The organism is Mycolicibacterium sp. ND9-15 (genome assembly GCF_035918395.1).
Taxonomy (GTDB): Bacteria; Actinomycetota; Actinomycetes; order Mycobacteriales; family Mycobacteriaceae; genus Mycobacterium.
The window spans coordinates 94,876-118,368 of sequence record NZ_CP142362.1 but is presented as its reverse complement, the minus strand read 5'-3'; the positions used below and the strand labels follow the sequence as shown (position 1 = coordinate 118,368).

Annotated in this window: 22 protein-coding genes, 1 tRNA gene and 1 pseudogene; 15 read left to right on the top strand and 9 right to left on the bottom strand. The window is 66.1% G+C overall.

What is annotated here, in order from left to right; genetic code table 11:
• Positions 1 to 18 precede the first annotated feature (18 nt).
• From cydB to QGN32_RS00555, 3 genes are all read right to left on the bottom strand, one after another.
• On the bottom strand, positions 19 to 1,059 hold the full coding sequence (gene cydB, locus QGN32_RS00565; protein ID WP_326546758.1) for a cytochrome d ubiquinol oxidase subunit II: 1,041 nt from the start codon (positions 1,057 to 1,059) through the stop codon (positions 19 to 21).
• 11 nt (positions 1,060 to 1,070) lie between these two features.
• Entirely contained in the window at positions 1,071 to 2,531 is a 1,461-nt protein-coding gene (locus QGN32_RS00560; protein ID WP_326546757.1) for a cytochrome ubiquinol oxidase subunit I, read from the bottom strand.
• Between the two features lie 62 nt (positions 2,532 to 2,593).
• Complete coding sequence (locus QGN32_RS00555) at positions 2,594 to 3,196, bottom strand: HdeD family acid-resistance protein (protein ID WP_326548866.1); 603 nt, start codon at positions 3,194 to 3,196, stop codon at positions 2,594 to 2,596.
• A gap of 258 nt (positions 3,197 to 3,454) precedes the next feature.
• Here QGN32_RS00555 and QGN32_RS00550 point away from each other — a divergent pair, with 258 nt between their 5' ends.
• The 8 genes from QGN32_RS00550 (at position 3,455) to QGN32_RS00515 (ending at position 10,615) form a co-directional block, all read left to right on the top strand.
• Positions 3,455 to 4,303: an ABC transporter substrate-binding protein gene (locus tag QGN32_RS00550; RefSeq protein ID WP_326548865.1), complete on the top strand. Its 849-nt coding sequence runs from the start codon at positions 3,455 to 3,457 to the stop codon at positions 4,301 to 4,303.
• 10 nt (positions 4,304 to 4,313) lie between these two features.
• Positions 4,314 to 5,246, top strand: coding sequence for an amino acid ABC transporter permease (locus tag QGN32_RS00545; RefSeq protein ID WP_326546756.1), 933 nt, complete (start codon positions 4,314 to 4,316; stop codon positions 5,244 to 5,246).
• Positions 5,247 to 5,251: 5 nt separating this feature from the next.
• Positions 5,252 to 6,004, top strand: coding sequence for an amino acid ABC transporter ATP-binding protein (locus tag QGN32_RS00540; protein ID WP_326548864.1), 753 nt, complete (start codon positions 5,252 to 5,254; stop codon positions 6,002 to 6,004).
• Between the two features lie 4 nt (positions 6,005 to 6,008).
• Positions 6,009 to 7,136, top strand: a complete 1,128-nt coding sequence (gene macS / locus QGN32_RS00535; RefSeq protein WP_326546755.1) for a MacS family sensor histidine kinase — start codon at positions 6,009 to 6,011, stop codon at positions 7,134 to 7,136.
• A complete protein-coding gene (locus QGN32_RS00530; protein ID WP_326546754.1) occupies positions 7,109 to 7,765 on the top strand; it encodes a response regulator in 657 nt (218 codons plus the stop codon). Before macS ends, QGN32_RS00530 begins: the two co-directional genes overlap by 28 nt.
• A gap of 44 nt (positions 7,766 to 7,809) precedes the next feature.
• Positions 7,810 to 9,552 (top strand): DUF2339 domain-containing protein, encoded by a 1,743-nt coding sequence (locus QGN32_RS00525; protein WP_326546753.1) that lies wholly within the window; start codon positions 7,810 to 7,812, stop codon positions 9,550 to 9,552.
• 55 nt (positions 9,553 to 9,607) lie between these two features.
• Positions 9,608 to 10,099 (top strand): Dps family protein, encoded by a 492-nt coding sequence (locus QGN32_RS00520; RefSeq protein ID WP_326546752.1) that lies wholly within the window; start codon positions 9,608 to 9,610, stop codon positions 10,097 to 10,099.
• 66 nt (positions 10,100 to 10,165) lie between these two features.
• A complete protein-coding gene (locus QGN32_RS00515; RefSeq protein WP_326546751.1) occupies positions 10,166 to 10,615 on the top strand; it encodes an SRPBCC family protein in 450 nt (149 codons plus the stop codon).
• Here QGN32_RS00515 and QGN32_RS00510 read toward each other — a convergent pair.
• Together QGN32_RS00510 and QGN32_RS00505 are read right to left on the bottom strand one after the other, a co-directional pair.
• Positions 10,590 to 11,869: pseudogene (locus tag QGN32_RS00510) on the bottom strand (adenylate/guanylate cyclase domain-containing protein). The gene QGN32_RS00515 and the pseudogene QGN32_RS00510 overlap by 26 nt on opposite strands.
• Before the next feature lie 75 nt (positions 11,870 to 11,944).
• Positions 11,945 to 12,018: transfer RNA gene (locus tag QGN32_RS00505), tRNA-Leu, on the bottom strand.
• A 79-nt stretch (positions 12,019 to 12,097) separates the two neighbouring features.
• On the opposite strand from QGN32_RS00505, the gene QGN32_RS00500 reads away from it, so the two are divergent.
• The 6 genes from QGN32_RS00500 to QGN32_RS00475 all read left to right on the top strand — a co-directional run bounded on the left by QGN32_RS00500 (position 12,098) and on the right by QGN32_RS00475 (position 18,006).
• Positions 12,098 to 12,730 carry an ANTAR domain-containing response regulator gene (locus QGN32_RS00500; RefSeq protein ID WP_326546750.1) on the top strand — a complete coding sequence of 211 codons (633 nt, stop codon included), beginning with the start codon at positions 12,098 to 12,100 and terminating at the stop codon, positions 12,728 to 12,730.
• Positions 12,731 to 12,932: 202 nt separating this feature from the next.
• The gene (locus QGN32_RS00495; RefSeq protein ID WP_326546749.1) at positions 12,933 to 14,147 is read left to right on the top strand and encodes a branched-chain amino acid ABC transporter substrate-binding protein; all 1,215 of its coding nucleotides are present in this window, start codon (positions 12,933 to 12,935) and stop codon (positions 14,145 to 14,147) included.
• Between the two features lie 83 nt (positions 14,148 to 14,230).
• Positions 14,231 to 15,277, top strand: a complete 1,047-nt coding sequence (locus tag QGN32_RS00490) for a branched-chain amino acid ABC transporter permease (protein WP_442791763.1) — start codon at positions 14,231 to 14,233, stop codon at positions 15,275 to 15,277.
• Positions 15,274 to 16,443, top strand: a complete 1,170-nt coding sequence (locus tag QGN32_RS00485) for a branched-chain amino acid ABC transporter permease (RefSeq protein WP_326546748.1) — start codon at positions 15,274 to 15,276, stop codon at positions 16,441 to 16,443. The genes QGN32_RS00490 and QGN32_RS00485 overlap by 4 nt, the downstream gene beginning before the upstream one ends.
• The gene (locus QGN32_RS00480) at positions 16,440 to 17,267 is read left to right on the top strand and encodes an ABC transporter ATP-binding protein (protein WP_326546747.1); all 828 of its coding nucleotides are present in this window, start codon (positions 16,440 to 16,442) and stop codon (positions 17,265 to 17,267) included. The genes QGN32_RS00485 and QGN32_RS00480 overlap by 4 nt, the downstream gene beginning before the upstream one ends.
• Positions 17,251 to 18,006 (top strand): ABC transporter ATP-binding protein, encoded by a 756-nt coding sequence (locus tag QGN32_RS00475; RefSeq protein ID WP_326546746.1) that lies wholly within the window; start codon positions 17,251 to 17,253, stop codon positions 18,004 to 18,006. The genes QGN32_RS00480 and QGN32_RS00475 overlap by 17 nt, the downstream gene beginning before the upstream one ends.
• Before the next feature lie 90 nt (positions 18,007 to 18,096).
• Here the strand turns inward: QGN32_RS00475 and QGN32_RS00470 are convergent, their stop codons facing one another.
• The 4 genes from QGN32_RS00470 to QGN32_RS00455 all read right to left on the bottom strand — a co-directional run bounded on the left by QGN32_RS00470 (position 18,097) and on the right by QGN32_RS00455 (position 20,696).
• Positions 18,097 to 18,321: a DUF167 domain-containing protein gene (locus tag QGN32_RS00470; RefSeq protein WP_442791810.1), complete on the bottom strand. Its 225-nt coding sequence runs from the start codon at positions 18,319 to 18,321 to the stop codon at positions 18,097 to 18,099.
• Positions 18,318 to 18,992: a YwaF family protein gene (locus QGN32_RS00465; RefSeq protein ID WP_442791809.1), complete on the bottom strand. Its 675-nt coding sequence runs from the start codon at positions 18,990 to 18,992 to the stop codon at positions 18,318 to 18,320. Before QGN32_RS00465 ends, QGN32_RS00470 begins: the two co-directional genes overlap by 4 nt.
• A gap of 70 nt (positions 18,993 to 19,062) precedes the next feature.
• Positions 19,063 to 20,262 (bottom strand): lipid-transfer protein, encoded by a 1,200-nt coding sequence (locus QGN32_RS00460; RefSeq protein ID WP_326546744.1) that lies wholly within the window; start codon positions 20,260 to 20,262, stop codon positions 19,063 to 19,065.
• Positions 20,259 to 20,696 (bottom strand): Zn-ribbon domain-containing OB-fold protein, encoded by a 438-nt coding sequence (locus QGN32_RS00455; RefSeq protein WP_326546743.1) that lies wholly within the window; start codon positions 20,694 to 20,696, stop codon positions 20,259 to 20,261. The genes QGN32_RS00460 and QGN32_RS00455 overlap by 4 nt, the downstream gene beginning before the upstream one ends.
• 127 nt (positions 20,697 to 20,823) lie before the next feature.
• Here QGN32_RS00455 and polA point away from each other — a divergent pair, with 127 nt between their 5' ends.
• Positions 20,824 to 23,484 (top strand): DNA polymerase I, encoded by a 2,661-nt coding sequence (polA, locus tag QGN32_RS00450; RefSeq protein WP_326548861.1) that lies wholly within the window; start codon positions 20,824 to 20,826, stop codon positions 23,482 to 23,484.
• The last annotated feature ends 9 nt before the right edge of the window (positions 23,485 to 23,493 follow it).

Here is a 23,493-nt window from a genome sequence, read left to right as displayed (position 1 = left end):
GGGAGGCGCGCCAAAGGTTCAGGACGAACGCCTCGACAGGCCGACGGAAGCGGGTATCGCGTCGGCGGTGATGCGCTTACGGAACACCCAGTACGTCCACCCCTGATAGACCAGCACCAGAGGAAGAATCGTGAGCGCTGCCCACGACATGATCTTCAGCGTGTACGGCGTTGACGAACCGTTGTAGATGGTCACGCTCCAGTCCGGATTCAGCGTCGAGGGCAGTAGGTTCGGATACATCGAACCGAAGATCAGCACGGTGACCGCGGCGACGACCAGCAAGGTGCTGAAGAACGCCCACCCCTCGCGACGCCGCGCCCACATCAGCCCGACGGCGACCAGCAACGCGACCACCGCGATACCCAGCGCCAGCCAGGTCCAGTCGGTGCCATAGCTGAGTTGGGTCCAGAGCCCGAAGCCGCCCGCCAACACGATCACCGGCAGCGACAGCCACTTCGCGAACCGGAACGCGTCGTCGCGCACCGGACCTGCCGTCTTGAGCGAGATGAACACCGCGCCGTAGAAAGCGAACAGGGAGGCGGTCGCCAGGCCGCCCAGCAGCGAGTAGGCATTGATCACATCGCCGATCGACAGGTGCACCTGTCCCTCGGCGTCCACGGGCAGACCGCGCAACAGGATGGCGAACGCCACCCCCCATAGCACAGCCGGAAGCCAGGAGCCGATCGCGATGCCGGCGTCGGCCCAGTTGCGCCACCGCTCGTCGTCGATCTTGCCGCGCCATTCGATGCCAACGATCCGCAAAATCATCCCGAACAGGATGGCCAGCAACGGCAGATACAGCGCCGAGAACACCGACGCATACCAGTTCGGGAAGGCCGCGAACATCGAAGCGCCCGCGGTGATCAGCCATACCTCGTTGGCGTCCCACACCGGCCCGATGGTGTTCAACGCGGCTCGGCGGCGCTGTTCCGAATCGCCCTCTGTGACCGCCCCGAACGGGGCCATCAGCATTCCGACGCCGAAGTCGAAGCCTTCCAGCACCAGGAACCCGAGGAACAGTGCGGCGATCAGGACGAACCACAACTCTTGTAATCCCACCGGAATTCCTCTCAGTAGGCGAAGGAGAGCGGGGCGACGTCGTCGTCGTGCGGCGGTGTCGGCGGCGCCGGTTCGGAGTCGTGCTCCTGCGGGCCCTGGACCACGTAGCGACGCATCAGCCAGAACCAGATAACCGCCAGCACACCGTATACCAGCGTGAACACCGCGAGCGAGAACAGCACCATGCCGGCCGCGTGGCCCGAAACCCCTTCCTGCACCGTCAATCTGACCAAGTCGTCGCCGTCCGGTGCGGGTACCACCACCCACGGCTGCCGACCCATCTCGGTGAAGATCCAGCCCGCCGAACTGGCCAGGAACGGAGTGGGTATGGCGGCGATCCCGAACCGGCCGAACCAGCGCTGGGTGGGTATCCGGCCGCGCCGGGTCAGCCACAGCGCGACGAGCGCGAAGGCGACCGGAACCAGCATCAGCCCGATCATGGCCCGGAAAGACCAGTAGGTGACGAACAAATTGGGTCGGTAGTTGCCGGGCCCGAACCGCTCTTCGTACTGCCGCTGCAGATCCTCGACCCCTTCGAGGGTGACGCCGCTGAACGTGCCCTCCGCGAGGAACGGCAGCACGTACGGTACGTCGATGACCTGAGTGATGCTGTCGCAGTTGTTTTGCGTGCCGACGGTCAGGATCGAGAACCTGGGATCGGTTTCGGTGTGGCACAACGATTCTGCGGAGGCCATCTTCATCGGCTGCTGGTAGAACATCAGCTTGCCCTGCACGTCACCGGTGAAGAACAGTCCGACCGAGGACGCCAACACGACCAGGCAGCTGGCGATGGTGGCAGGGCGATACATGCTTGACGCCAGTGTCGCCTCGTCGGGCTTGCGGTGCGATCGCACCATCAACCAGGCACACACCCCGGCGACGAACGTGCCGGCGGTCAGGAACGATGCCACTATCACGTGCAGATAAGCCCAGATCGCGGTGTTGTTCGTCAGCAGCGCAGCGAAGTTGTTCAGTTCGGCCCGCCCGGTCTCCGGATTGAACTCCGCGCCGACCGGATGCTGCATGAACGAGTTCGCGGCGATGATGAAGTACGCCGACGCGTTCGCCGCGAGCGCGACCATCCAGATGCAGGCCAGATGTAGCCAGCGGGGCAACCGGCCCCAGCCGAAGATCCACAGCCCGATGAAGGTGGACTCGACGAAGAAGGCGACGAGTCCCTCGAATGCCAACGGGGCGCCGAAGATGTCGCCGACGAACCGCGAATACTCGCTCCAGTTCATGCCGAACTGGAACTCCTGCACCACCCCGGTGGCCACGCCGAGAGCGAAGTTGATCAGGAACAGCTTGCCGAAAAAGCGGGTCAGGCGGTACCAAGCGGTGTTGTCGGTGATCATCCACGCCGTCTGCATGGCGGCGATCAGCGGCGCCAGGCCGATGGTCAGCGGAACAAAGATGAAGTGGTAGACGGTGGTGATCCCGAATTGCCACCGTGACACATCTAGCGCGTCCATCGACCCCTCTTCCGTGGCTGTGGCATCAGCCTACGACGGGACGTAGTAGAAGTCAGTGTGCGTTAGCTCACCGGCTCTTCCGCCGCAGGCGGGGCCGCCGAACCGACGCGCCCGAGGTTCTTGGACGCCTTCCGGATACCGAACGCGGACACGATCTCGAAGACGCCGATCACGATCAGCGAAATGCCGGCCACCACGGTCAGGATCGCGAGCGATTCGAACGGCAGGGCCAGCATGACCACGCCCGCGATGAGGCTGATCACGCCGACGAAGATCTCCCATGCGCGGCCGGGAAGCGTCGGGTCGCTGATCGCCGACACCGCCGTCGCCACGCCGCGGAAGATGAAGCCGATGCCGATCCAGATCGCGAGCAGCAGGATGGACTCCTGCAAGCTGCGGAAGCACAGCACGGCAAGGATCAGCGCCGCGGCGCCGGAGATGAACAGCAGCACCCGACCACCGGCCGAGACGTGCAGGCTGAACGCGAAGATCACCTGGGCGATACCGGCGACCAGCAGGTAGGCCCCGAAGAAGATCGCCGCGACGACGATGGTCTTACCCGGCCACAGCCAGATGAGCACGCCGAGTGCCACTGCAAGGAGTCCCGAGACCAGAGTGGTTTTCCAGAGATGCCCCAGCAGGCTGGGCGGTGCGGGGCTTTCCATTGCTCTATCCATTGCCGAAGTGTGGCATAGCCGAACGGACATGACCGTCGCATTTCGATATCGATTCGACCATTGTCGTCAGACCCGAGAGAGGCGCAGGTTTGGTTCCCCTGCCGCCGGGTGAGCTCTCTACTACTGTTCCTCGCACCGGTTCCACGACGCAAGAAGTTAGGGGCATCCGTGTTAGGTGACTGTCACAACCCTCGGGGCAGATTCTGGCGTTTTGCAGTCGTGTTCGCGACGGCCGGCGCGCTCGCGATGTCCGGATGTGCCAGCGGCGAGGGAGGCGGCGGCGACGACGGGGCCACGAGCCAGCCCCCGCCCGTGTCGGCGGAGAAGGTCGACGAGATCGCCAATACCGTTCCCGAGTCCATCAAGTCGTCCGGAAAGCTCATCGTCGGTGTCAACATCCCGTACCCGCCCAACGAGTTCAAGGACACCAGCGGCAAGATCGTAGGCTTCGACGTCGATTTGATGAACGCGATCGCGGCCACGCTGGGTCTGACGCCCGAATACCGCGAGTCGGATTTCGCCAAGATCATCCCGTCGATCCAGGGCGGCACCTACAACGTCGGGATGTCGTCGTTCACCGACACCAAAGAGCGTGAGGAGTCAGTCGATTTCGTCACCTACTTCAACGCGGGAACGCTGTGGGCCCAGCGCCCCGACGCGCCGATCGATCCGAACAACGCGTGCGGCAAGAAGGTCGCCGTGCAGGCCACCACGACCCAGGAGGTGGAGGAGCTTCCGGCGAAAACCAAGGCGTGCACCGACGCGGGCAAACCGCCGATCGAGATCGTCCCGTTCGACGGGCAGGACGCCGCCACCAACGCGGTAGTGCTCGGCCAGGTCGACGGGATGTCTGCCGATTCCCCGGTGACGTCGTACGCGATCAAGCAGAGCAACGGCAAGATCGAACCCGCCGGCGAGATCTTCGACTCGGCGCCGTACGGCTGGCCGGTGCAGAAGGGCTCGGCGCTCGCACAGTCCCTGCAGAAGGCGCTCGAGCATCTCATCGAGAGCGGAACCTACAAGGAAATCGCCGCCAACTGGGGCGTCGAGAACGGGATGATCGACAAGCCCGTCGTCAACGGCGCGGTCTCATAAAGGCCCACCCATGAGCGATGTCGACACGTCGTCACCCACTGCCCCTGCCGCGATCGATGCGGTTCCTCTGCGCCATCCGTGGCGGTGGGTGGCGGCGGTCGTCATCGTCATCGTGGCCGTCCTGTTCCTCTACGGCGCGGCGACCAACGAGTCCTACCGGTGGGCGACGTACTGGGAGTACCTGTTCAACGAACGGGTGCTCAAAGTCGGTGTACTCAACACGCTGCAACTGACCATCTATTCGATGGTGCTCGCGATCGGGCTCGGCGTGCTGCTCGCAGTGATGCGGCTGTCACCGAATCCGGTACTGAAAGCGGTTGCGTGGGTGTATCTCTGGATCTTCCGCGGCACCCCGGTGTATGTGCAGCTGGTGTTCTGGGGGCTGTTGCCCACGATATACCAGAACATCCGACTCGGGGTGCCGTTCGGGCCGGCGCTGTTCGAGTTGAACCTGCAGTCGCTGTCGATCCCGTTCCTGCTCGCGATTCTCGGGCTGGCGCTCAACGAGGCAGCGTACATGGCCGAGATCATCCGCGCCGGAATCAGTTCCGTGCCCGAAGGCCAGGCTGAGGCCTCGACGGCACTCGGGATGTCGTGGGGGATGACCATGCGACGCACGGTGCTTCCGCAGGCGATGCGAGTGATCATCCCGCCCACCGGCAACGAAGTGATCAGCATGTTGAAGACCACGTCGCTGGTGACGGCGGTGCCCTTCACGCTGGACCTGTACGGCATCACATCGCGCGAGATCGCGGCCCGCAACTTCGAACCCGTTCCCCTGCTGCTGGTCGCCGCCACGTGGTACCTCGCGATCACCAGCGTCCTCATGGTCGGTCAGTACTACCTGGAGCGCCATTTCTCGCGTGGCGCGTCGCGCAAGCTGACCACCAGACAACTCGAGGCGCTGGCCAAGGCGCAGACGCTGGGGGAGGCCCACCCGTGACGCCGATGGTCAAAGCCGAAAGCGTCTGCAAGAACTTCGGTGCGCTACAGGTACTCAAGGGCGTCACGCTCGAGATCGGCAAGGGTGAGGTGCTGTGCATGGTCGGCCCGTCCGGGTCGGGCAAGTCGACGTTCCTGCGGTGCATCAACCATCTCGAACGGGTCAACGCCGGTCGCCTGTATGTGGACGGTGACCTGATCGGTTACCGGCAGCGCGGCAACAGACTCTACGAGATGCCCGCACGCGAAGCCGCCAAGCAGCGCCGCGACATCGGAATGGTCTTCCAGCACTTCAACCTGTTCCCCCATCGCACCGCGCTCGAGAACGTCATCGAGGCGCCCATCCATGTCAAACGGGTCAAGAGGGACGTCGCGCTCGCGCGCGCACGAGACCTGCTCGACCAGGTGGGGTTGTCGGCCAAGGCCGACGCCTATCCCGCCCAGTTGTCCGGCGGTCAGCAGCAGCGCGTCGCGATCGCCCGCGCACTGGCGATGAACCCGAAACTGATGTTGCTCGACGAGCCCACGTCGGCGTTGGACCCCGAACTGGTCGGGGAGGTCCTCGAGGTGATGAAAACGCTTGCGGGCGAGGGTATGACGATGGTGGTGGTGACACACGAGATGGGGTTCGCCAGGGAGGTCGCCAACCATCTGGTGTTCATGGACGGCGGGGTCGTGGTGGAGAGCGGACGGCCCCGCGAGGTGTTGGCCAATCCGAAACATGAACGCACGAAGGCGTTTCTGTCCAAGGTGCTGTAGACAGATGCCGGACAGTACCCCGGATCCGGCCGCACCGCTGTGGCGTGCAGCTCAGGTGTTTCGACTGCTGAGTTGTCTGTACGCGCTCGGATTCCAGGTGTCGGTCAACGCCGACCTGGACCGGCCCGGACTGGCGTGGGCACTGTTCGTCGTGCTGCTCGGGTGGAGCGCGGTGTGCGCGGTGGCTTACCTCCAGGGTTTCGGCAGGCGGCCGTCGTGGGTGCTGGCCGAGATCGCCGTGGTGGTCGGGTTGATCCTGTCGACCGAAGTGGTCGCCTCCGCGCAGTGGACGTCCGACAACCAGTCCTGGCCGACGACGCTGTGGGCCACCAACGCGACCATCTCCGCGGCGATCGTCGCCGGCCCGATCGCGGGCATGTTCACCGGGGTGGTGGTGATGGTCGCCAGCACGCTCGTCAAGGGCTTCATCAACTACGACCTCGGCCGAAACGCGACGATCGTCATCGAGCTCGCGGTCGGCCTGGCGGTCGGAATGGCCGCGCAGACCGCTCGCCGGGCCCACTCGGAACTGGAGCAGGCGGCACGGTTGGCGGCGGCGCACCAGGAGCGGGAGCGGTTGTCGCGGCAGGTGCACGACGGCGCCATCCAGGTGCTCGCGCTGGTGTCTCGCCGTGGTCGTGAAATCGGCGGTGCGACCGCTGAACTCGCCGAACTCGCCGGTGAGCAGGAACGGGCGTTGCGCCGTCTGGTCAGCTCCGGTGAGACCGAACCACGGGCTGGGGCGATGACCGACTTCGGCGCGCTGCTGCGGCGGCGTGCGTCGGACCGTGTCTCGGTGAGCCTGCCCGCCGAACCGGTATTCCTCGATGCCGTCGTCGCCACCGAGTTGACTGCGGCGGTCGTCAACGCGCTGGACAATGTGGCCGCCCACGCCGGGCCCGGCGCCCACGCCTACGTACTGCTCGAAGACCTCGGTGACACGATCACGGTCAGCATCCGTGACGACGGCACCGGAATCGCCGAAGGTCGGCTCGATGAGGCGGTGCGGGAGGGCCGCATCGGTGTCGCGAAATCGATTGTGGGACGGATGAACTGGCTCGGGGGCAGCGCCAAGCTGACGACCGGGCCGGAGAGCGGGACGGAATGGGAACTGACGCTGCCCCGACGGTGATGGTCGTCGACGACCACCCCATCTGGCGCGAGGCGGTGGCCCGCGACCTCGCCGAGGACGGCTTCGCCGTGGTCGCCACCGCCGACGGGGTCGGTGCCGCCCGCCGCCGCGCGGCAGCGGTCCAGCCCGACGTCGTGGTGATGGACATGCGACTCGCCGACGGTGACGGCGCGCAGGCGACCGCCGAGGTGCTCGCGGTGTCCCCGGCGTCGAAGATCCTGGTGCTGTCGGCCTCCGACGAGCGCGAGGATGTGCTCGAGGCGGTGAAGGCCGGCGCCACCGGCTACCTGGTGAAAAGTGCGTCGAAGCAGGAGCTCGGGGATGCGGTGCGCGCCACGGCAGAAGGCCGGGCCGTATTCACGCCGGGACTGGCCGGCCTGGTGCTGGGCGAATACCGGCGCATCGCGCAGCATCGGGGCGACCGCCCGGAGACGCCGCGCCTGACCGAGCGCGAGACCGAGATCCTGCGCTACGTCGCCAAAGGCCTGACAGCCAAGCAGATTGCCGCCCGGCTGTCGCTCAGCCACCGCACCGTCGAGAACCACGTTCAGGCCACGTTTCGCAAATTGCAGATTGCCAACCGCGTCGAACTGGCCCGATACGCGATCGAACACGGCCTCGACGAGTAGTCCTACTCATCCCATGAGGCCGTCGCGCTGTGACGATGGCTTCCATGACCGAACCGCAACACGCCGTCATCGCCCGCCTGTCCACCGATTTCGCCGCGCTCTCGGCGCAGTTGGCGCGTGCGTCTGCCGACCTGACCGAGCTCGACCGGTTGCTGGCGCCGTCGCCGCCGCCGCAACAGCGCACACGTCCTTACGCACCGCCCGTGACGTACCCCCCGCCTCACGTTGCGCCCGTTCCATATCCACCGCCGCCTGCGCCCAAACCGCCGCGCGATGACGGATGGATCGGCAAGCTGCTGGCCATCGCCGGTGTCGCGGTGACGTTGATCGGGGTGGTGTTCCTGCTCGTGCTGGCCGCGCAGGCGGGCATGCTGAGACCTGAAATCAGGGTCGCGGCCGGAGCGGCGCTGGCCGGGGGACTGGCGGCCGCCGGGTGGTGGCTGTACCCGCGCCTCGGCGGCCGCGTCGGGGCAGTCTCGCTGATGGCGACCGGTATCGCCGCGGCCTACATGGACGTCATCGCGGTGACGTCGATCTATGGCTGGGTGTCCGCGCCCGTCGGACTGGTCATCGCAGCGACGATCGCGGGAGCTGGGCTTGCGGTGTCGCGCCGCTGGGACTCTGAACAGTTGGGGCTTCTCGTCCTGGTGCCGCTGCTGGTGTTGGCGCCGGTGGTGGTCGGCGGCGTCACGCTGCTGCTGGTCGCGTTCATGCTCGCGCTGTCGGCGGCGTCGCTGCCCGTGCAGATCGGCAAGGACTGGCTCTGGTTGCACGCCGCCCGCATCGCGGCCGTCACCTTGCCACTGTTGGTCGCACTCGTCGGCGTGTACTTCGACGCCGGACGCGATCGGTGGCTGGCCGGCGCGACCGGCATCGCGGCGCTGCTAGCGATCGCCGGGGCGCTCATCCTCTTGCCGGGGACCGCGAACAAGCCGGTAATGGCGGTGCTCACCGGGGCGGGCGTCCTACCGGTGCTGTCGGTCGCCCTGGCCGTCGACCGCGTCACTGCGGCCCTGATGGCGGCCGCCCTGGCGGCGGCGCTGCTGGCGCTCGTGGTGGTCGGTGACCGGTTGCCGGGATTGGACCGCGCCGTTCGCCGGATCTGGGCGGTGCTCTCCGCGGTTTGCGCGCTGATCGGCGTGCTCGCGGCGTTCGAAGGCCCAATCACGGGCCCGGTGTTGCTGGCGATGGCGCTCGTGGTGGCGGCGACGGGCCGGCGCCACATGACGGCCAGGGCGATCTCGATCGGCTTCGCGCTCATCGGCGCTGCCTGCTATCTGAGCTGGGCCCCGCCGTACACGCTGCTGTGGGGCACCGCGACTAGCGCCGCGGTTGGCGTATCCACCCTGGTCGCCAGCGTTCTGCTGATGGCGTGGTCGGTTGTCGTCGCATGGTCGTTTCCACGGCGCAACTCCGCCACGTGGGCGGGTGCCGCCGCCGTCACCGGATACGCGCTCACGACGTTCGCCGTCACCGCCGGTGTGCTGGCCGCGGGCACAGACAGCGGCTTCTATGCGGGTCACATGGCGGCGACGATCTGCTGGATCGCACTGGCCGCCGCGCTGTTCGGCTACGCGGCGAAGCTCCCGCGAACCGGCCGGTCCCTGCCGATCGGCGGAGGATTGGCTCTGGTGGCCGCCGCGATGACCAAGCTGTTCCTCTTCGACCTCGGCACCCTCGACGGCATCTTCCGGGTGGTGGTGTTCATCGTCGTGGGCCTGGTGCTGCTGGGCATGGGCGCCGGCTATGCGCGGCTGTTGGACAAGCAGGACCAACAGAATGCCTAGTGACCAGGAAATGCTAAACTGGACTCAATCCAGATTAGGGAGGACTGTCAGAATCATGACCATCACGACACGTCGTTCAGAAGACGAAGTACAGGGATTCCAGGCCTCGCCCGAGCTCGGCGCAAACCTGCAGCGGGTTCTGGTCGACCTGGTCGAGCTGCATCTGCAAGGTAAGCAGGCGCATTGGAACATCGTCGGCACCAACTTTCGGGACCTCCACCTTCAGCTCGACGAGCTCGTCGACTTCGCCCGCGAAGGCAGCGACACGATCGCCGAACGCATGCGCGCGCTCGAAGCCTGGCCGGACGGCCGATCGGACACGGTCACCGCCGGCACCACGCTGCCGCAGTTCCCCGCGTACGCGGTGAGCACGCAGGATGCGGTCGATCTGATCGCGGGCCGGGTGTACGCCGCGGTCGACACGATGCGCCAGGTCCACGACGCGGTCGACGCCGAGGACCCCACCACCGCCGACATCCTGCACGAGCTGATCGACGGCCTCGAGAAGCTGGCGTGGCTGATCAAGTCGGAGAACCGAAAGGTCTAGTCGACGCTGGGGCTTCACCGGGGCGTGAACATGAGTGGTTTCCCGCGAGCCGGGTATATCACCGGCGTGACTGTGACTCGCGATATTCACGCTTCTCGTCAGCAGGTATGGGACGTCATGGCCAATGGCTGGACCTACTCACAGTGGGTTGTCGGCAACAGCCGGATGCGGGCGGTCGACCCGAACTGGCCGGCGCCGGGATCGCAGATCTGCCATTCGGTGGGCGTTTGGCCGCTGCTGCTCAACGACGTCACCGTGGTCGAGAAGAGCGTGCCGCCGGAGGAGTTGGTGCTCCATGCCAAGGGCCGGCCCTTCGGTGGTGCGCGAATCATCTTGCGACTCAGCGATATTCCCGGTGGGTGCCGAGTCGAGATGACGGAGTTCCCGGTCAGCGGGCCCGTCGCGATCATGCCCAACAAACTGACCGATCTCGCCGCCTATCCGCGTAATCGGGAAACCCTGTGGCGGTTGGGCGCGCTGGCCGAGCGGCTCAAACCGACTGAGGTCGACGACTGAGGGGTTCGAACTCCACCGCGTCGCGGACCGCCGCGTCGTCGCGCCGTCCCACCAGGTACCAAGTCCTCATGATGCCCTTGCCCTTGACGTCGACCTCGCCGCGCGGTTCGAACACAAAGGTGCTGTGCAGGCGTTCGTACACGTCGTGCGGCACCTGGATGCGGCCCTCGACATCGGTGCTTCCATCCTGGATGCGACGTTGACCGCATCCCCCCACACGTCGTAGAAGAACTTTCGTGCGCCGACGACGCCGGCGACCACCGGCCCGGCGGCGAGTCCGATGCGCAGCGGGACCTTACGTCCTTGCGGATCGCGTAGATCGGCCACGGCGTCTGCCATGTCGAGCGCCAGGCACGCCAGGGCTTCGAGGTGGTCCGGCCGTGGTTGCGGCACACCGCTGACCACCATGTACGAGTCGCCGCTGGTCTTGATCTTCTCCAGCCCGTGCCGGTCGACCAATGCGTCCAAGTCGGTGTACAGCCGGTCCAGAAAGCGCACCAACTCGCTGGGCGCGGTATCGCTGGCCCGCAAGGTGTAGCCGGCGATGTCGGCGAACAGGATCGACGCGTCGTCGTACTTGTCGGCGATGACGGCCCGGGTCGGATCCTTGAGGCGTTCGGCGATGGTCGCGGGCAGGAGGTTGGTCAGCAGCCGCTCGGACCGTTCGTACTCGGCCTCCATCGCCAACCGCGCCCGGCGCGTCTCCCGCAGGGCGAACCACAGCGTGGCGACGACCAGAATCCACGCCGTGACGATGGTGAGGATGAACGAGGTCCGAAACGCCCACGGAGGTTGAACGCCGGTGTCCTCGGGCACGAGGAACTCCAGCAGCACCACCGCTAGCGCACCCAGCGCCGACAGCACCGACGCCAGCAGGATGTGGTCGATGCCGAGGATCATCACGATGATCGCGGCCGCGACCACGAAGTAGAACTGCAGCCCCGAACCGGTGCCCAGCTGAATGCACTGGACGGTGATCGTCGTGTAGGCGACCGCGAAGAACACCAGCGGCGCGACGAGTTCGCCGAACCGGTAGAGCAGTGGGATCGTCGCGAACGCCACTGCGCCTCCGAGGTTGACGACGGGGATCCACCAGACCTCGACACCGATGAGCAGGCCCTGGAAACCGAAGAACGCGCTGATCAACGCGCTGATCATCGCGGTTACGTCCAGCACCCGCCGGCGTCGCACGGCTCTGTCCGCATAATGCCGAACGGGAGCGGGCGTCCGCCTCTCCAGCGCCACCTCGGGCACGCAGATCGGCCGCAGCCTCAACTCCACAGTTAGAGGGTAGCGCCGAACCGCGTGTCGCGACCTGCTTGTTCCGGGTGCCCTCGGTGAGACTCGAACTCACACTGTCACGATTTTGAGTCGTGTGCCTCTGCCAATTGGGCTACGAGGGCAATGCGCTATTGCGCGGGTTACCACCATAGAGGATGCCCCGAAGTCGCTGACCGGGGCGGCTACGCCAGAATGTCTCCCATGGCATCCGCTGCTGGGTCACCGCCCGACGCCGTGAAGGCACGTCGTGTTCTGGTCGCCGAAGACGAAGCGCTCATCCGGATGGACCTGGCCGAGATGCTCCGTGAAGAGGGTTACGAGATCGTCGGTGAGGCCGGTGACGGGCAGGAGGCGGTCGACCTGGCCGAGAGCCTCAAGCCCGACCTCGTGATCATGGACGTCAAGATGCCGCGGCGCGACGGCATCGACGCGGCCGCGGAGATCGCGAGCAAGCGGATCGCGCCGATCGTGATCCTGACCGCATTCAGCCAGCGCGAGTTGGTCGAAAAGGCCCGGGACGCCGGTGCGATGGCCTACCTGGTCAAACCTTTCACCATCACCGACCTCATCCCTGCGATCGAGGTCGCGGTCAGCCGCTTCGGTGAGATCTCAGCCCTCGAGCAGGAGGTCGCGACACTTTCCGACCGGCTGGAGACCCGCAAGCTCGTCGAGCGTGCCAAAGGTTTGCTGCAGGTCAAGCAGAGCATGACCGAGCCCGAGGCGTTCAAGTGGATTCAGCGCGCCGCGATGGACCGGCGCACCACGATGAAACGAGTGGCCGAGGTCGTGCTCGAGACCCTCGACACGCCGGGCGATACACCGGAGTCGAGCTGATTGCCGCGGCCCGGCGGCCGGTAAGTACTGCGTTTCCGATGGTGCGGTTTGGCTCGAACAGGCGGGCGATGGCCGTCACGCATGGTTCAACAGCGCGCACCAGGGCCGAGCGTTGGCTATGGTCTTCCCGGAGCGTCGCCGCCCCCGGCCTGTCCGGGCTGAGGCGCCGGAGCCGACGAACACAATGACTTGGAGGTGAAGCGTGCGCGGTCACGTGGCACGAAAAGCATTTGCTATCAGCAGCGCTGGTCTTCTCGCGCTCGCTATCGCCGGCTGCCAACAGTCCGAGCCGAGTGAGGGCGGCACAGCGCAGGGCGACCTGAAGATCGTCGAACAGGTGCAGATCGACGAAAACGGCGCCGAGGTCAAGGCCGACGAGGGCGCCACACCGGCCGATCCCGCCGGTGACGGGAAAGCGCAGTGCCCGCCGGTGTCGGTGGCGATGGCGGGCGCACTGAACGGCCCTGACGCCGCGCTGGGCATCAATATCAAGAACGGCATCCAGCTGGCGGTGGACCAGCACAACGCCGCGAACCCCGGCTGCCAGGTCCAGCTGAAGACCTTCGACACCGAGGGCGATCCGCAGAAGGCCACGCAGATCGCGCCGCAGATCATCAACGACCCGAACACCATCGGCCTGATTGGTCCCGCCTTCTCCGGGGAGACCATGGCCACCGGTGACGTGTTCAACCAGGCCGGCCTGCTCGCAGCGACGGCCTCGGCGACCAACGTCACGCTGTCGGACAAGGGGTGGCGGACCTTTTTCCGCGGCCTCGGCAACGACGGCGTGCAGGGCCCGTCGGTCGCCAACTACCTGAAGAACACCCTCGACCACAAGAAGGTCTGCGTGGTCGACGACAGCACCGACTACGGCCTCGGTCTGGCCCAGACCGTGCGCGAGACGCTCGGCCCGGTGGCCGACTCGTCGTGCAACATCTCGGTGAAGAAGGGCGACAAGGACTTCTCGGCCGCGGTCACTCAGATCAAGGGTGCCAACCCGGATTCGGTGTTCTTCAGCGGGTACTACGCCGAAGCCTCACCGTTTGTGCAGCAGCTCAAGGACGGTGGGTTCGACGGCACCTTCGTCAGCGCCGACGGCTCCAAGGATCCGGAGTTCGTCAAGCAGGCCGGTGATGCGGCGAAGGACGCGATACTGTCCTGCCCTTGCGGACCTGCCACTGGCAGCTTTGCCGACGAGTACACCAAGAAGTTCAACCAGGAGCCCGGCACGTACAGCAGCGAGGGCTACGACTTGGGCACTATCCTGTTGAAGGGCATCGACTCTGGGGCCATCACCCGGCCCGCGCTGCTCGACTTCGTCCGCAACTACAACGGCCGCGGTGTCGCCCGGCAGTACCAGTGGACGCCGAACGGCGAACTCACCACCAGCCTGATCTGGATCTACAAAGTTCAATAGTCACTGAGGCGGGACGCGTCCGAGACCTGAAAGGCTCGGACGCGTTTTCGCTAGAAACCCCATCCGCTAGGAGCCGCCACCGGATGACCGGGATCCCCCCCGAGTGCCTCGAGCAGTACACCTGCCTGGCCGCCAACATCAGCTTCAATCTGGATGGATTGCGGGACGGCTTCTGGCAGTTGACGATCGACGGGTTGTCGTGGGGCGCGATCTACGCGCTGGTGGCGGTCGGCTACACGTTGGTCTACGGCGTGCTGAAGTTGATCAACTTCGCCCACTCGGAAGTGTTCATGTTCGGCATGTTCGGCGCGTACTTCTGCCTCGACATGATCCTGGGTTTCACGCCGAGTGGTAACACCTACAACAAGGGCATCGCGCTGACAGTGCTGTACCTGGGTATCGCGATGCTGTTCGCGATGATGGTGTCCGGCGCCACCGCGGTCGGTTTGGAGGCCGTCGCGTACCGGCCGCTGCGCCGGCGCAAGGCAGATCGGCTGTCGTTTCTCATCACCGCGATCGGGATGTCTTTCGTGTTGCAGGAGTTCGTGCACTTCATCCTGCCGAAGATCATCGACGGGTACGGCGGCTCCAATGCCCAACAACCGATCAGGCTGGTGGCGCCGGAAACCCAGTTCACGGTGTTCGGTGCCGCGGTTTCGAACATCACGCTGATCATCGTCGGCGCGGCGCTTGCTCTCGCCCTGATGACGGACCTGACCATCAACCGCACCAAGTTCGGGCGCGGAATCCGGGCGGTGGCACAGGATCCCGACACCGCGACCCTGATGGGTGTCTCCCGCGAACGCGTCATCACGATGACGTTCTTGATCGGTGGCCTGCTGGCCGGGGCGGCGGCGCTGCTGTACACGCTGAAGGTGCCCCAGGGCATCATCTACTCCGGCGGCTTTTTGCTTGGGATCAAGGCATTTTCGGCCGCGGTGCTCGGCGGCATCGGAAATCTGCGTGGCGCGCTGCTGGGTGGTCTGCTGCTGGGCATCATAGAGAACTACGGGCAGGCCGTGTTCGGTACCCAGTGGCGTGACGTCGTGGCGTTCGTGCTGCTGGTTCTGGTTCTGTTCTTCCGGCCCACTGGGATACTCGGCGAAAGCCTCGGAAAGGCACGAGCATGAGGGCCAGCGAGAAGGTCTTGGCACCCGGCGACGCGCTGCGTCGGTGGTGGGACGGCCTTTCGCGCGTGCAGAAGTGGGGCTTCGGCGTAGTTGCCTTCGGCCTGCTGGCGCTGCTGCCGCTGTTTCCACCGCCCTTCCTGAACACACCCAACATCAGCTTCGGCGGCACCATGGCGCAGTTCGCCATGGTCGCGATCATCGCGATCGGCCTCAACGTCGTAGTCGGTCAGGCCGGCCTGCTCGACCTCGGCTACGTCGGCTTCTATGCCGTGGGCGCCTACACCGTGGCCCTGTTGACCAGTCCGAACAGTCCGTGGAACAAGATGGGCGCGACGGGTTGGTTCAACGAACACTGGGCATGGCTGGCCTGTGTCCCGCTGGCCATGGCCATCACGGCGCTGACCGGCCTCATCCTGGGCACGCCGACGCTGAGGCTGCGCGGCGATTACCTGGCGATCGTCACGCTGGGTTTCGGCGAGATCATCCGCCTGATGGCAGACAACCTCTCCGAGGTGACCAACGGCCCTCGCGGCCTCAACGAGGTCGCCTATCCGCGGGTCGGCGCGAGCGAACGCGTGCCCGACGGGGTCTTCTCGAGCGGAAACGCCGCCGGCGACGCCAACTACGGCACGTGGTGGTTCTGGTTGGGCATCGTGCTGATGGTCGTGATCCTGATGCTGGTCGGCAACCTCGAGCGCAGCCGAGTCGGGCGCGCCTGGATCGCCGTGCGGGAGGACGAGGACGCCGCTGAAGTAATGGGCGTCAACACGTTCCGGTTCAAACTGTGGGCATTCGTGATCGGCGCGGCGATCGGCGGTCTGTCCGGCGCACTGTACGCGGGCCAGGTCCAGTTCGTGGCGCCACCGACCTTCAACATCATCAACTCGATGCTGTTTTTGTGCGCGGTAGTGCTTGGCGGTCAGGGCAACAAGCTCGGCGTGGTGGTGGGTGCGTTCATCATCGTGTACCTGCCGAACCGGCTCCTCGGGGTGGAGTTCCTCGGGATCAACCTCGGCGACCTGAAGTACCTGTTCTTCGGGCTGGCGCTGGTGATGCTGATGATCTTCCGGCCGCAGGGCCTCTTCCCGGCGCGCCAGCAACTGCTGGCCTACGGCCGGTCCGCACGCGACCTGTTGCGCTCACCGGAGAAGGAATCGGCGCAGTGACGATCGAAGAACTGGCAGGCGTCCACCGCGACATCCAGGCCGCCGAGGGCGAGATCCTGTTGAAGACAACAGATCTCACCATGAAGTTCGGCGGGTTGACGGCGCTGGACTCGGTGTCGTTCGATATCCGCCGCGGCGAGATCCTTGGCATGATCGGGCCGAACGGCGCGGGCAAGACGACCTGTTTCAACGCGATCACCGGGGTGTACCGCCCGACGTCGGGAACGGTGGTGTTCGACGGCGCGCCGCTGGGCCGGATCAAGCGGTACCAGATCACCCGCCGCGGAATCGCGCGCACCTTCCAGAACATCCGGCTGTGGGGCGAGATGACCGCCCTGGAGAACGTCATGGTCGGCACCGACGCCAGGCACTTCACCTCGGTGCCCGGGGCGCTGGTGCGCAGCCCACGCCACCGGCGCGAGGAGCGGTCGGCGATCGAACGCTCGGCGGCGCTGCTGCATTTTGTGGGGATCGCGCACCGCGGCGAGGAGAAGGCGAAGAACCTGCCCTACGGCGATCAGCGCCGACTGGAGATCGCCCGCGCGCTGGCCACCGAGCCGAAACTGCTCTGCCTGGACGAACCGGCGGCCGGATTCAACCCGCGAGAGAAGGCCGCGCTGATCGATTTGATCCAGAAGATTCGCGACGACGGCTATACGGTGCTGCTGATCGAGCACGACATGCGGCTGGTGATGGGCGTGACCGATCGCATCGTGGTCCTGGAGTTCGGACGCAAGATCGCCGACGGCCTGCCATCCGCGATTCGCGAGGACCCGAAGGTCATCGCCGCCTATCTGGGGGTGCCCGATGACGAAGTCGAGTGAGCAACCGCAGCCCGAGCGGGCCGTTGTCCTAGAGTTGCGCGACATCGTCGTGCAGTACGGCAGGATCCGTGCGCTGCACGGGATCTCGCTGACGGTGCACGAGGGCGAGCTCGTCACGCTGCTCGGCTCCAACGGCGCGGGCAAGACCACAACCATGCGGGCCATCTCGGGGCTGCTGCCGTTGACGTCGGGCTCAATCTGGTTCGAGGGCAAGGACATCAGCCGGGTCAAGGCTCACCAGCGGGCGATCCAGGGTCTGGTGCAGGCCCCCGAGGGCCGCGGGGTCTTTCCCGGAATGACCGTCGTGGAGAACCTCGAGATGGGTTGCTACGGCCGCAAGTTCGCGTCGCGCTCCGAGCACAGGGAACGCCTGGACTGGGTTCTGGAGACGTTTCCACGGCTCGCCGAACGTCGCAGCCAGGTGGGCGGCACGCTGTCGGGAGGTGAGCAGCAGATGTTGGCGATCGGGCGTGCGCTGATGGCCCGCCCGCGGGTGCTGTTGCTCGACGAACCGTCGATGGGCCTGGCGCCCATGGTGATTTCGCAGATCTTCCGGATCATCGCCGAGATCAACGCGCAGGGCACCACGGTGCTGCTGGTGGAGCAGAACGCGCAGCAGGCGCTGAGCCGCTCCGACCGGGCCTATATTTTGGAGACCGGAGAGGTCACCCGCGTCGGTGATGCTCGAGAGCTGTTGGCCGACGACACTATTCGTGCGGCCTACCTCGGCGTCGCCTAGCGTCTTCTTGCGCCAGCGTGCGAGTCTGCACACCGACACGCCGCAATAGTACGGCAGCTTGCGCACACTCGTCGCCTTGTGACGGTGCGCTCAGCGCTGTATCTCGAAGCGCTTCACCCGCGACGTCGCGCCCGCAACCAGTTTGACCGCAGAAGGCGGGACGTCGAAGTGCTCGGCGAGCAGCTTGGTGACGGCCTTGGTCGCCTTGCCCTCGACGGCCCGCTCCCGCACATAAACGGTCATTGCGCCGTCGTCGTCGGCCTCGACGAGCGGCCCCTTGGCACTACCCGGCTTGACCCGGACGACGACGATCACCGTCGCACCCACGGCCACGTCATCAGGGCCCACAGGACACAAACCAAGGCGGCCGTGCTGAAGATGTACACCGGCCACGGCCCCAAGACGTCCAGCAGCGACGCGGTGGCCGGCTTGTAGTTCGTGAAACCGTAGTTGGTGTCGGCGATCTTGTTGAACACCAGCGTCACCGCGGCCCACGCGATCGTGACTGCAACCGCAAACCGAAAGCTGCGCCAGTCCGGACGCATACCGCGGCCCCACGTGAGATAGATCGCGGCCCACACGACCATCAGATGGATCGCGTAGAACGCGAGGAACCGGTAGTGCGGAAAGTCGGGCCCCCGCAACACCGGTGTGATCAGCGCCTGGATGCTCAGCACCAGGCCCCAGTAGTAGGTCAGCGCGTACGCCCATTGTCGCTGCGTCCACAACGCGTACGCGGCGACGACGGTTGCCACGTCGGTGAGTTGGATCGGCACCGAGTACGCCAGGGTCGGCGGGACGAGGTTGTAGGCCAGGATCGCTGCGTAGATCCCCGCGGTGAGCCCGCCCAGGATGCGGCCCAGACGCCTGGACCGCGACTCGGTCTGGCTGCGTCCGGCCCAGACGAGCAGCACCGCACCGATCACGAACACGGCGATGGCGCCCCAATAGGAGGGGCCGTAGGGTTCGAACTGCCTAGCCAGCAATTGTCGAGTTGCCCGCTCAGCGGACTCTTGTTGGATCACCCGCTCAGCGGACTCTTGTTGGATCACCCGCTCAGCGGGCGACGATCACCGACGAGCCGTGGCCGAACAGGCCCTGGTTGGCGGTGACGCCGACCTTGGCGTCGTCGACTTGGCGGCCGGTCGCCTGCCCCCTCAGCTGCCAGCTCAGCTCGCAGACCTGCGCGATCGCTTGTGCCGGGATGGCTTCGCCGAAGCACGCCAACCCGCCGGAGGGGTTGACCGGGATCTTCCCGCCGATCGCCGTCGCGCCGCTACGCAGTAGTTGCTCGGCCTCGCCCTTGGCGCACAGACCGAGATGCTCGTACCAGTCGAGTTCCAGCGCGGTGGACAGGTCGTAGACCTCGGCCAGGCTCAGGTCTTCGGGACCGATGCCCGCCTCGGCGTACGCCGCGTCGAGGATCTGGTCCTTGAACACCCGTTCGGGCGCACTCACCACTGCGGTGGAATCCGTTGCGATGTCCGGCAATTCGGGAAGATGCTGGGGATACTGCGGAGTCACCGTGCTGACGGCCCGTACCGACGGCACCCCCTCGAGCGAGCCGAGATGTTTCTCGGCGAACGACTTGCTCGCCACCACCAGCGCGGCCGCCCCGTCCGAGGTCGCGCAGATGTCAAGCAGCCGAAGCGGATCGGAGACGACCGGGCTGGTCAGCACGTCGTCGATCGTGGCTTCTTTGCGATAGCGCGCGTTGGGGTTGTCCAGCCCGTGCTTGGCGTTTTTGACCTTCACCGCGGCGAAGTCCTCGAGGGTGGCGCCGTAGAGGTCCATGCGGCGGCGCGCCAGCAGCGCGAAGTACACCGTGTTGGTGGCGCCGATCAGGTGGAAGCGTTGCCAGTCGGGGTCGTTCTTGCGCTCGCCGCCGACCGGGGCGAAGAAGCCTTTGGGTGTGGTGTCGGCCCCGATCACGAGCGCCACATCGCAGAAGCCGGCCAGAATCTGGGCGCGGGCGCTCTGCAACGCCTGTGAGCCGCTCGCGCACGCGGCATAACTCGACGAGACGGGCACGCCGTTCCAGCCCAGCTTCTGCGCGAAGGTCGAGCCCGCCACGAAGCCCGGGTAGCCGTTGCGGATGGTGTCCGCGCCCGCGACGAGTTGGATCTGACGCCAGTCCAAGCCCGCCTCCGCCAACGCGGCACGCGCGGCCACGACGCCGTACTCGGTGAAGTCGCGCCCCCACTTGCCCCACGGGTGCATGCCGGCGCCGAGGATGTACAGCGGTTCGGGGCTCATGACGCAGGCCGCCACGCGTAGACGACGCGCTCGACACCGTCGTCGTCGACGAACAACGGCATCGTCGTCAATTCCATCTCCGTACCGACTTTCAGGTCGGCGGCCAGTGTTCCCTCGACGACCTTGCCCAGCACGATCAGCCCCTCCTCGCCCAGCTGCACCGCGGCAACGGCGAAGGGCTCGAAGGGATCCGGCGCCGGGTACGGCGGCGGGGGAGCGTACCGGTTCTCGGTGTAGCTCCACAGCGTCCCGCGCCGCGACAAGGGCACCTGGGCCAAGTCGTCACCGTCGCAGGCGGGGTTGGGGCAGTTGTTGGCGCGCGGCGGGAACACGTACGTACCGCACTGGTGGCACTTGCCGCCGATCAGGTAGGCCTCTCCGGAGCCGTCGGTGGCGAACCACCCGGCGATTGCGGGTTGAGTGGAAGCTGACACCCGGTCAGCGTACCGAGTGGCGGTGCGAAAACTGAAACGTGTTCCAGTTGAGCGGGACGCGTTCGGTGTCGGCGCGGGTGCATAGAGTAGGGCCGTGAGCCCCGCCACGGACCAGAAGCCGACGTTGATGTTGCTCGACGGCAATTCGCTGGCGTATCGGGCGTTTTACGCGCTGCCGGCCGAGAACTTCAAGACGCGGGGTGGGCTCACCACCAACGCGGTGTACGGCTTCACCGCGATGCTGATCAACCTGCTGCGCGATGAACAACCCAGCCATATCGCGGCTGCGTTCGACGTGTCGCGCCAGACGTTCCGCGTGGACAAGTATCCCGAGTACAAGGCGGGCCGCTCGTCGACACCTGAGGAGTTCCGCGGCCAGATCGACATCACCAAGGAGGTGCTCGGCGCGCTGGGCATCACGGTGCTCGCCGAACCGGGTTTCGAGGCCGACGACATCATTGCCACGCTCGCCACGCAGGCCGAACAGGGCGGCTATCGCGTGCTGGTGGTCAGCGGGGACCGCGACTCGCTCCAACTGGTCAGCCACGACGTCACGGTGCTGTACCCGCGGAAGGGCGTCAGCGAGCTGACGCGATTCACGCCGGAAACGGTGCTGGAGAAGTACGGCCTGACCCCCGAGCAGTACCCGGATTTCGCGGCCCTGCGCGGCGACCCGAGCGACAACCTGCCCGGTATCCCCGGCGTCGGCGAGAAGACGGCGACGAAGTGGATCGCCGAATTCGGCTCGCTGGAGGCGCTGGTCGACAAAGCCGACACCGTGAAGGGCAAGGTCGGGGACGCATTGCGCGCCAATCTGTCGAGCGTCGTGCTCAACCGGGAGCTGACCGACCTGGTCAAGGATGTGCCGCTGGCGCAGACCCCGGACACCCTGCGCATGCAGCCGTGGGACCGAGACCAGATTCATCGGCTGTTCGACGACCTGGAGTTTCGCGTTCTGCGCGATCGGCTGTTCGAGACGCTGGCCTCGGCGGACCCGGAGGTCGACCAGGGCTTCGACGTACGCGGACGGGCGCTGGAGCCGGGCGAACTCGCGGCGTGGCTTGCCGAACACAGCTCGGGCGAGAGGTTCGGGATGGCGGTGGTCGGCACCCACGTGGCCTTCGACGCCGACGCGACGGCGCTGGCCATTGTCGCCGCGGACGGCGACGGCCGCTACATCGACACTGCGACGTTGACCGAGGAGGACGAGGCCGCGCTGGCGTCCTGGCTGGCTGACACCGGGCCGCCCAAGGCGCTGCACGAGGCCAAGCTGGCGATGCACGACCTCGAGGGCCGGGGTTGGACACTCGCAGGCGTCACGTCGGACACTGCGCTGGCCGCGTACCTGGTCCGGCCGGGGCAGCGCAGCTTCACCCTCGACGACCTCTCGCTGCGCTACCTGAAGCGAGAACTGCGGGCGGAAAGCCCCGAACAGCAACAACTTTCACTGCTGGACGTCAGCGACGGCACCGACGAGCAGGCCGTGCAGACCGTGATATTGCGGGCGAATGCGGTGATGGACCTCGCTGACGCTCTAGACGAGGAGCTCGCCCGCATCGACTCCCTGCCGTTGCTGAACAATATCGAGTTGCCGGTACAGCGGGTGCTGGCGGAGATGGAAACTGCGGGCATCGCGGTCGACTGCGAACAACTGGGCCAGCTGCAGAGCGAATTCGCCGATCAGATCCGCGACGCCGCCGAAGCGGCCTATGCGGTGATCGGCAAGCAGATCAACCTGGGCTCGCCCAAACAGCTGCAGGTGGTGCTGTTCGACGAGTTGGAGATGCCGAAGACCAAGCGTACGAAGACCGGCTACACCACCGATGCCGACGCGCTGCAGAGTCTTTTCGAAAAGACCGGCCACCCGTTCCTGCAGCATCTGCTCGCCCACCGCGACGCGACGCGGCTGAAGGTCACCGTCGACGGCCTCCTGGCTTCAGTAGCGACCGATGGCCGCATCCACACCACCTTCAACCAGACGATTGCGGCGACTGGCAGGCTTTCTTCTACCGAGCCGAACCTGCAGAACATCCCGATCCGCACCGACGCCGGCCGGCGCATCCGCGACGCGTTTGTCGTGGGCACGGGGCACGCGGAGCTGATGACCGCGGACTACAGCCAGATCGAGATGCGCATCATGGCGCACGTGTCCAGGGACGCGGGTCTGATCGAGGCGTTTCGCACCGGGGAGGACCTCCACTCCTTCGTCGCGTCGCGGGCCTTCTCGGTACCGATTGACGAGGTCAACGCCGAACTACGGCGTCGCGTCAAGGCGATGTCGTATGGACTGGCATACGGGTTGAGTGCCTACGGGCTGGCCGCTCAGCTCAAGATCTCGACCGAGGAAGCCAAGGTGCAGATGGAGCAGTACTTCGACCGCTTCGGTGGAGTTCGCGACTACCTGCGCGACGTCGTCGACCAGGCGCGCAAGGACGGATACACCTCGACGGTGTTCGGCAGGCGGCGCTATCTGCCGGAACTGGACAGCAGCAACCGCAACGTGCGCGAGGCCGCCGAGCGCGCCGCGCTCAACGCGCCGATCCAGGGCAGCGCCGCCGACATCATCAAGGTCGCGATGATCAACGTCGACAAGGCGCTGAAGGAGGCGGGGCTGAAGTCACGGATGCTGCTGCAGGTGCACGACGAGTTGCTGTTCGAAATCGCCGACGACGAGCGTGACACGGTCGAGAAACTAGTCCGCGACGAGATGGGCAGCGCCTACCCGCTCGACGTGCCGCTGGAGGTCAGCGTCGGTTACGGCCGTAGTTGGGACGCCGCCGCGCATTAGCGAGCCGGC

Excerpts from the sequence above, each read along its gene's own strand:
- QGN32_RS00485 (WP_326546748.1), top strand. The coding sequence starts at position 15,274 with ATGAGGGCCAGCGAGAAGGTCTTGGCACCCGGCGACGCGCTGCGTCGG.
- QGN32_RS00545 (WP_326546756.1), top strand. The coding sequence starts at position 4,314 with ATGAGCGATGTCGACACGTCGTCACCCACTGCCCCTGCCGCGATCGAT.
- QGN32_RS00490 (WP_442791763.1), top strand. The coding sequence starts at position 14,231 with ATGACCGGGATCCCCCCCGAGTGCCTCGAGCAGTACACCTGCCTGGCC.
- QGN32_RS00530 (WP_326546754.1), top strand. The coding sequence starts at position 7,109 with ATGGGAACTGACGCTGCCCCGACGGTGATGGTCGTCGACGACCACCCC.
- QGN32_RS00500 (WP_326546750.1), top strand. The coding sequence starts at position 12,098 with ATGGCATCCGCTGCTGGGTCACCGCCCGACGCCGTGAAGGCACGTCGT.
- QGN32_RS00520 (WP_326546752.1), top strand. The coding sequence starts at position 9,608 with ATGACCATCACGACACGTCGTTCAGAAGACGAAGTACAGGGATTCCAG.
- QGN32_RS00475 (WP_326546746.1), top strand. The coding sequence starts at position 17,251 with ATGACGAAGTCGAGTGAGCAACCGCAGCCCGAGCGGGCCGTTGTCCTA.
- QGN32_RS00555 (WP_326548866.1), bottom strand. The coding sequence starts at position 3,196 with ATGGAAAGCCCCGCACCGCCCAGCCTGCTGGGGCATCTCTGGAAAACC.
- macS (WP_326546755.1), top strand. The coding sequence starts at position 6,009 with ATGCCGGACAGTACCCCGGATCCGGCCGCACCGCTGTGGCGTGCAGCT.
- QGN32_RS00550 (WP_326548865.1), top strand. The coding sequence starts at position 3,455 with ATGTCCGGATGTGCCAGCGGCGAGGGAGGCGGCGGCGACGACGGGGCC.
- QGN32_RS00460 (WP_326546744.1), bottom strand. The coding sequence starts at position 20,262 with ATGAGCCCCGAACCGCTGTACATCCTCGGCGCCGGCATGCACCCGTGG.
- QGN32_RS00560 (WP_326546757.1), bottom strand. The coding sequence starts at position 2,531 with ATGGACGCGCTAGATGTGTCACGGTGGCAATTCGGGATCACCACCGTC.
- polA (WP_326548861.1), top strand. The coding sequence starts at position 20,824 with ATGTTGCTCGACGGCAATTCGCTGGCGTATCGGGCGTTTTACGCGCTG.
- QGN32_RS00525 (WP_326546753.1), top strand. The coding sequence starts at position 7,810 with ATGACCGAACCGCAACACGCCGTCATCGCCCGCCTGTCCACCGATTTC.
- QGN32_RS00540 (WP_326548864.1), top strand. The coding sequence starts at position 5,252 with ATGGTCAAAGCCGAAAGCGTCTGCAAGAACTTCGGTGCGCTACAGGTA.